The organism is Archangium sp. (genome assembly GCF_036388035.1).
Lineage (GTDB): Bacteria > Myxococcota > Myxococcia > Myxococcales > Myxococcaceae > Archangium.
The window spans coordinates 1-7,430 of the sequence record NZ_DASVSO010000881.1 but is presented as its reverse complement, the minus strand read 5'-3'; the positions used below and the strand labels follow the sequence as shown (position 1 = coordinate 7,430).

Genomic DNA, 7,430 nt, shown 5'->3' with positions numbered 1-7,430 from the left:
CGAGGGCCTGGACCCCAAGGACGCCGCCCGCCTCAAGGCCCAGTACGAGCTGCAGAACTACTCGGAAATGGTCCAGATGATCTCCAACGTCATCAAGATGCGCGGTGAGACGCAGAAGTCCATCATCGGCAACATCCGCTAGTCAGTTTCGCCAGGCGATGTCAACAGGGCGGGTGCTCCTTTCAGGGGGCCCGCCCTTCGCTTTTGCGGGAGGTCTCGGACTTCGGGGAGTTCCCACCCCCCATGGACAGGTTTGAGCCATCCACGATAAAAAATCATCCCGTCTCCTCACTGCCAGTTCCAGCTCAAGAAGGACCTGCACACATGGCCAACGAGTCGAAGCCCGCGATCCAGAGCAAGGGTCTCAACGAGAAGAAGGACAAGGCGAACAGCACCGCCTATGCCGAGGTGCTCTATTCGCAGGAGCGCGTGACGAAGTACCTCCAGGGCCACATGACCCTGGCCGAGCTCACCAACGTCACCGCTCCCGAGATGCTGGAGATGGCCACCTACGGCTTCCAGATGTTCGAGAACGGTAAGTACAAGGAGGCCCGGGTCATCTTCGACGGTCTCGTGACGCTGGACCCGAACGAGCCCTACTACCTGACCGCGCTCGGCGCCATCTACCTGGCCGAGGAGGACCTGGCCCAGGCCGAGGCCTACTTCAACCGCGCCATCAAGCTGGAGCCGAAGGACCTGGCCCCCTACGTGAACCGTGGCGAGGTCTTCCTGCGCCAGGGCAAGGTGCTCGAGGCCGCGCAGGACTTCAAGAAGGCCGTGGAGATGGACCCCCAGGGCAAGGACCCGCTGTCCATGCGCGCTCGCCTGCTCGCCGCCGCGGCGCTCGAGACCATCGAGGCTGCCCAGGCCCAGTCGGCCAACAAGAAGTAACGGCGGGGCGCGAGAGCGCCGCGGTACGCCACCCTTGTCCCGGTTCCCCGTTGCTGGGGGCCGGGACTTTTCTTTTTCTTGGGCCTGGGCACGCAACTCGGGCGGCGGTTGCGCGATAATCCGAGGGAAAGGAGCCTTTCTCATGAGCGTTTCCGGAGTCGGCGGTCCCCGCGTTCCCCCCTCGACCAGGTCTGAGTCCACCCAGCGCGCCACGGCCGCGGCCCCCACGGCCACGGAGCAGAGGGCCACGGCCACGGGTCACTCCCAGGCGAGCGAGTTCGAGTCTTCCGCGCCCACGCGCACCCAGCAGAAGCCCCTCACGGACGAGGAGCTCCAGCAGGTCGACGCCTGGGCCAAGAGCCTCGTCGACGACTCGGGCTACTCCCCCGAGGCCGCGGGTCGCATGAAGGCCGAGGTGCTCAAGCGGATGGGCGAGTTCGTCAAGAACAACCCCAACGCCACCACCGAGCAGCTCGGCGAGGAGCTGAAGAAGTCCGCGAGCGGGGCCCGGGCCGAGGAGATGTTCAACCAGAACTGGCTGAATCAGATGATGAGCCAGATCCAGCAGCGGGCCAAAGAGGCGATGTCCAGCCTCTTCAAGTAGCCCCCCACGGAGTGCTTCCAAGGGAAGCCGCCCCGGGCCTTGGGATTCCGGGCTCCTCCGGATTAGGATGAGCCCCGCCGATGCCAGCCCAGAGCAATAGCTTCCTGACCAAGTACTCCGACATCGTCCTCGCCTGCGTGGTGGTGGCGATCATCGGAATGATGATCGTCCCGCTGCCCACGCTGCTGCTGGACGTGCTCCTCACCTTGAACATCAGCATCTCGGTGGTGCTGCTGCTCATCTCCCTGTACGTCCCGCAGGCGCTGCGGCTGTCGGTGTTCCCGACGCTGCTGCTCATCACGACGATGTACCGGTTGGCGCTCACCATCTCCACGACGCGCCTCATCCTGCTCACGGGTGACCCGGGCGAGGTGGTCGAGGCCTTCGGCCACTTCGTGGTTCAGGGCAACTTCGTCGTCGGTCTCGTCATCTTCGTCATCCTCGTCATCGTCAACTTCATCGTCATCTCCAAGGGCTCCGAGCGTGTGGCCGAAGTGGCCGCGCGCTTCACCCTGGACGCCATGCCCGGCAAGCAGATGTCCATCGACGCGGACATGCGCGCCGGCTCGATGGACCAGGAGGAGGGCAAGCGCAAGCGCCGAGACCTGGAGCGCGAGAGCCAGCTCTTCGGCGCCATGGACGGTGCGATGAAGTTCGTCAAGGGTGACGCCATCGCCTCCATCATCATCACCGTCATCAACATCGTCGGTGGTCTCGTCATCGGCGTGATGCAGAAGGGCATGGACGTCGGCAGCGCGGCGGAGAAGTACGTGCTGCTCACCATCGGTGACGGTCTGGTGGGCATGATCCCCGCCATCCTCATCTCCACCTGCGCCGGTATCATCGTGACGCGCGTGGGCGGCGACGAGGAGGGCAACCACCTCGGCAAGGACATCGGCACGCAGCTCACCGCCTACCCGAAGGCCATCGCCATCGCCGCCGGCATGCTCTTCGTCCTGGGTCTCATCCCCGGTCTGCCCAAGATTCCCTTCTTCCTGCTCGGGGCCGGTGCTGGCTACGGCGCCTGGAAGATGATGCAGAAGGAGAAGCTGGGTGCCGCGGGCGAGGAGCCGGGCCTCACCGCGGGCGAGACGCCCGAGGGCGAGACGCCGTTGGCCACCGAGCCGCAGGCCAAGGAGCCCATCAACCCGGACTCCGAGCTCTTCATCCCCGTCGTCACGCCCATCGTGCTCGAGGTGTCCGAGGCCCTGGTGCCCTTCGTGGACTCGCGCCAGGACAACGGCAAGTTCCTCTTCGAGCTCATCCCCTTCATGCGCGATGGCCTCTTCGTGGAGCTGGGCGTGCGCTTCCCCGGCGTGCGTGCGCGCGGCAACAACAACCTGCCTCCCGGCGCCTACCAGATTCAAATCAACGAAGTCCCCGTGGTGACGGGCCAGGCGACGATCGGTCACGTCCTGGTCAACGACACGGTGGATCGCCTGCGCCTGATGAACATCCAGGGCTTCGAGGCGGTCAACCCCGCCACCCGCCAGCCGGCGGCGTGGGTGCCCGAGCAGAACCGGGAGATGCTCGAGGCGGCCGGTCTCACCACCTGGGACGTGCCCGGCTACATGATCCTCCACCTGGCGGCCGTGCTGCGCCGCCAGGCGCGCGAGTTCGTCGGCGTCCAGGAGACGCAGTCGATGCTCGACCAGCTCGAGAAGGCCTTCCCCGCCATCGTCAAGGAGGTCATCCCCAAGGTCGTCAACGTGCTCAAGCTCACGGACATCCTGGGGCGTCTGGTCGAGGAGGAGATGTCCATCCGTGACCTGCGCGGCATCCTCCAGGCGCTGGCCGAGTACGGCCAGGTCGAGGCGGACAACGTGATGCTCACCGAGCATGTGCGCTCCAGCCTGCGGCGCTACGTGTCCCACAAGTACGCGCGCGGCACCGGCACCCTGGTCGTCTACCTGCTGGATCCGCAGATCGAGGAGGCCATCCGCGGCTCCATCAAGCGCACCTCGGCGGGCACCCACCTGGCGCTGGAGCCGGACATCGCCCAGGAGATCGTCCAGGCGGTGAAGTCCGAGTGCGGCCACCTGCCGCCCAGCGCCCAGCGGCCCGTCATCCTCACCGCGATGGACATCCGCCGCTACGTGCGCAAGTTGCTGGAGTACGAGTTCAACCCGCCGTTCTCCGTCGTCAGCTTCCAGGAGCTGTCTCCGGACCTCAACATCCAGCCGGTGGCGCGTATCTCCATCCGGTAAACCCGCCTCCGCGCTTTGTTGCTCCACGGGCCGACATCACCGCGAACCTTCGCGGGGTTGTCGGCCCGTTATGGTAGGTAGCAGCCACGCTGTGAGGTACACGACAGAAGGAGATGCGGATGCGCAAGGATTTCCTGGTGGTGCTGGCGCTGGCCAGCCACCTCGGTGCGTGCCTGTGCCTGGGAGGCTGCGAGGGTGATGACCCTGGTACGGAGCCTGGTACGGAGCCTGGTCCGGGACCTGGTACGGGAACGGGAACGGAGGTCCAGGCGGGCAAGGTGACGGGCGTCGTCCAGGACACGCAGGGCAGGCCCATCGCGGGCGCCAAGGTCCGGATCGAGAACGACTTCGGCTATTACGACGTCACCACCGACGCCAACGGGCGCTACGTCTCGCCGTCGCTCGTCCTGGGCGGCTTCAAGGCGATTGCCTGGGCCGATGTGAACTACCAGGGCAAGAGCTACAAGCTGCGGATGGGGATGCCCAACCCCGCCGACTACGACTTCTTCGACTCCAAGCAGGGGGCGGTGCGCAACTTCCGGTGGCAGCTCTCCGGGCGCATCCCGGACCGCGTGGCGGATGGCTCCACCGGTTACTTCGGTGGCACCCTGGAGTCCCTCAACGGCACGGGCAGCATCTACGACGCGCGCATGGACGCCGGTGACACGGTGAACCTCACCCTCAAGCCGACCGCCCCGCTCATTGATGGCAGCACCGGCCAGACGCTGACGCGCTCGTTCACGATCCGCTCCGGCAACGACACCTACTATGCGCTCGACATCCCCGTCGGCGTGTACGAGGTGACCGCCGAGCGTGTCACGCCGAGCGGGGCCCGGGAGCAGATCCTGGTGGGGTCCTTCAGCCGGCAGGGGACCTCGGCGACGGTGTCGTTCGAGCCCTCCTCCGCCTACAGCTACGAGAGCGGCCTGCGCAGCACCAGCCTCTACCTCGTTCTCAACCGCTGAGTTGGGGACGGCACCTCCTCCCGGCGGGTGTTCGCGGCCGGGAGGAGCCCTGGGCGGGGGTTGAGGCTCAGACGCCCACGAACAGGGCGATCAGCAAGCCCACGGCCGCCAGACCGATGACGCCCAGCATCACCAGCGGGATGAGCCGCTTGGGGTCCTTCTCCATCGGCTCATCATCGGCGGGCTCGTCGAGGGAGGCCGGCTGCCGGGGCTGCCTCGGCGAGGCCTTCTGCTCCGGCTCCTCCTCGGCGGGCTCCTCCTCGGCGGCCTCGCTGGCGGCGGGCTCCGCCGCGGGCTCCTCGGCGGCCTCGCTGGCGGCGGGCTCCGCCGCGGCCTCCGCCGGCTCCGCCTGACTCGCGGACTTGTCCATCGAGGTGGAGCTGCGCTTGGACGGTGTCCGGTCGCGCGCCGCCGGCAGGGACTGCGTCGAGCTGACCTCTTCCTCCGGGCTCGGCACCGCCGGGCTAAGGCCGGAGAGGTTCTCGGGCTGCTCGTCGTGCTCGGACGGGCAGACGTAGACGAAGCGCACGCCGCCCACTTCCAGCTCGTCGCCGTCGCGGAGCGTCTTGCGGCTGATCCGCTTGCGGTTGACCTTGATGCCGTTGCGGCTGCCCAGGTCCTCCACATGCGTGCCGGACCAGTCGCGCCGCACCTTCACGTGGCGACGGGAGATGAGATCGTCCCGGAAGATGACGTCCGCCGAGTCGTCCCGACCGATGACGAACTCCTGCGCGTCGTTGATTTCGAGCCGCTCGCCCTCGCGCGGGCCATTCATCACCCGGAGGTAGCGCTCCTCGCCACCCGACAGGCCCCGCATCACGTCCTTCACCATGTTGCGGGCGACGAAGGACGTCTTCTGCGACTCCACGTCGTGCGGCAGATCCGCCACCTTGTCGAAGCGGACGTCGAACTGGGCGATGACGATGACGTCGCCATTGCGCAGCAGCCGCTTCTCCCCCTTGGGCAGCGGCTTGCCGTTCACCTGGGTGCCATAGGCACTGCCCAGGTCCTCCAGGAAGAAGAGGTTGCCCTCCTGGGTGATGCGCGCGTGGTTGCGCGATACGGCCTGCTGCGCCAGCACCACCTGGCAGCTCTTGTCGCGGCCCAGGGTGATGACGGCATCGTCCAGGACGTGCTCGGTGGTCTTGCCACCGGCCTCACTGCTCTGCTTGACGGTAAGCCTGACGCTCATCGCGATGGCGGGGGGATTCGGGGGCGGGTGTTAGTACGACTGCGCGTTGAGGAACTTCTCACACGTCTCCATCTCGGAGGGGAACTCCTCCACCGAGCCGTACTTGAGGAAGTTCTTGCAGGCCACCTGGGCCGACTCGCGCTGCTGGCCGTCCGCGTACACCTGGAAGAGGCCGTAGTGGCAGGGGGCGAACTTGCCGTCCAGCTTCAGGCAGTCCTTGTAGGCGCGCGTCTCCTCGGACACCAGCCCCTTCTCCTTGTACTGGCGGCCCAGCATGAAGAGGGCGCCCGGGTCGTTCTGCGCCTTCTGCGTGTCGCGGTACTCCTTGAGCGCCTTGTCCGTGAGCGCCCCCTTGCGCTGGGCGATGCTCAGGTTGTGGAGGCACTTCGGGTGCTTCTCGTTGAGGGCCACGCAGCTGCCAAAGGACTGCTTGGCCTCCTCGTAGCGGCCGAGCTCCATCAGCACCGCGCCCAGGTCGTTCCACCAGTCCGCGTTCAGGTTGGGGGCGAGCTGGACGGCCTTGATCATCTCCTCCGCCGCCTCGTCCTTGCGCTCCTGCTGGTAGCGGACGATGCCCAGGCCGTGGTGGACCTCGGCGAGGTTGGGGTTGATGACCAGCAGGGTGAGGAACTCCTTCTCCGCCTTCTCCAGCTTCTTCAGGTTGATGTAGGTGAGCCCCAGGTTCCACCGGGCCTCGATGTAGTCCGGGTTCACCTGGAGCGCGCGCTGGAAGCTGTCGTGCGCCTTCCCGTAGTCCTTATCGTCCAGGTACAGCTTGCCCATGTTCATGTAGGCGGCCGCGTGCTCCTGGTTGAAGCGGATGGCCTTGATGAAGTGCTTCCTGGCCACGTCCTTCTGGCCGGCGTACATGGCGATGAGGCCCTTGTTCACCCACAGGTCCGCGTACTGCGGGGCGAACTCGAGGCCCAGGTCGCAGTAGACCTCGGCCTGCTTGAGGTCTCCGATGGCGAGTTGCTGGGCACACAGCTCGTTGTTGACCAGGGCCCGGTCGGACGGGGGCGGCGTCTTGATGCAGCCGGAGGCCAGGAGCAGGGGGAGGACGAGCGCGGAGCGAAGGGAGGGCATGACGGGGGGGAGTGTAGGAGAGGCCCCCCTCCCGGATCAACGCCCCCCGTACCGGAGGAAGCCTCGCGGTTTCAGGGGTTTAGCCCCCGCGTCGGGGACGCTAGAGTCCGGCGCCATGCGCTCGTTTCTCTACGCCCTCGGCAGCTTGGTGGCCCTCTTCGCGGCCGCTCCCGCCCACGCCCAGTTCGCCAACCACAGCCTCGGCCTCTCGGCGGGCTATATGAACTTCAACGGCACGGCCAGCCTCAACAGCACCGTGTTCCTCGGCTTCGACGCCAGCCTCTACATCGAGAGCGGCTTCGAGGTCGTCTCGCTCACGAAGATCGCCTTCCCGTCGGACCCCATCAGCGGCAAGCGGGTGGTGGGCCTGGCCCCGTCGCTCGGCATCCGCTACCTCTTCCTGGAGGAGTCCATCCGCCCCTACCTCGGCGCGGACCTGAGCTACCTGCACGTCTTCAAGCCGGCGGGAGACTCCAACTATGTCG

At 66.6% G+C, this 7,430-nt stretch carries 7 protein-coding genes; 5 read left to right on the top strand and 2 right to left on the bottom strand.

The window, feature by feature from the left end; genetic code table 11:
* Positions 1–324 precede the first annotated feature (324 nt).
* From VF697_RS36170 to VF697_RS36155, 4 genes are all read left to right on the top strand, one after another.
* The gene (locus VF697_RS36170) at positions 325–891 is read left to right on the top strand and encodes a tetratricopeptide repeat protein (RefSeq protein ID WP_331102317.1); all 567 of its coding nucleotides are present in this window, start codon (positions 325–327) and stop codon (positions 889–891) included.
* 142 nt (positions 892–1,033) lie between these two features.
* Positions 1,034–1,495, top strand: a complete 462-nt coding sequence (locus VF697_RS36165; protein WP_331102315.1) for a hypothetical protein — start codon at positions 1,034–1,036, stop codon at positions 1,493–1,495.
* Between the two features lie 80 nt (positions 1,496–1,575).
* A complete protein-coding gene (gene sctV, locus VF697_RS36160; protein WP_331102313.1) occupies positions 1,576–3,702 on the top strand; it encodes a type III secretion system export apparatus subunit SctV in 2,127 nt (708 codons plus the stop codon).
* 119 nt (positions 3,703–3,821) lie between these two features.
* Positions 3,822–4,667, top strand: a complete 846-nt coding sequence (locus VF697_RS36155) for a carboxypeptidase-like regulatory domain-containing protein (protein ID WP_331102311.1) — start codon at positions 3,822–3,824, stop codon at positions 4,665–4,667.
* Between the two features lie 67 nt (positions 4,668–4,734).
* Here the strand turns inward: VF697_RS36155 and VF697_RS36150 are convergent, their stop codons facing one another.
* Positions 4,735–5,859: an FHA domain-containing protein gene (locus VF697_RS36150; protein ID WP_331102309.1), complete on the bottom strand. Its 1,125-nt coding sequence runs from the start codon at positions 5,857–5,859 to the stop codon at positions 4,735–4,737.
* A 30-nt stretch (positions 5,860–5,889) separates the two neighbouring features.
* Positions 5,890–6,945 (bottom strand): tetratricopeptide repeat protein, encoded by a 1,056-nt coding sequence (locus VF697_RS36145; RefSeq protein WP_331102308.1) that lies wholly within the window; start codon positions 6,943–6,945, stop codon positions 5,890–5,892.
* A gap of 115 nt (positions 6,946–7,060) precedes the next feature.
* Between VF697_RS36145 and VF697_RS36140 the strand changes: the two genes are divergently transcribed.
* Positions 7,061–7,430: hypothetical protein (locus VF697_RS36140; RefSeq protein WP_331102306.1), on the top strand; the 370-nt coding region annotated here is incomplete at its 3' end.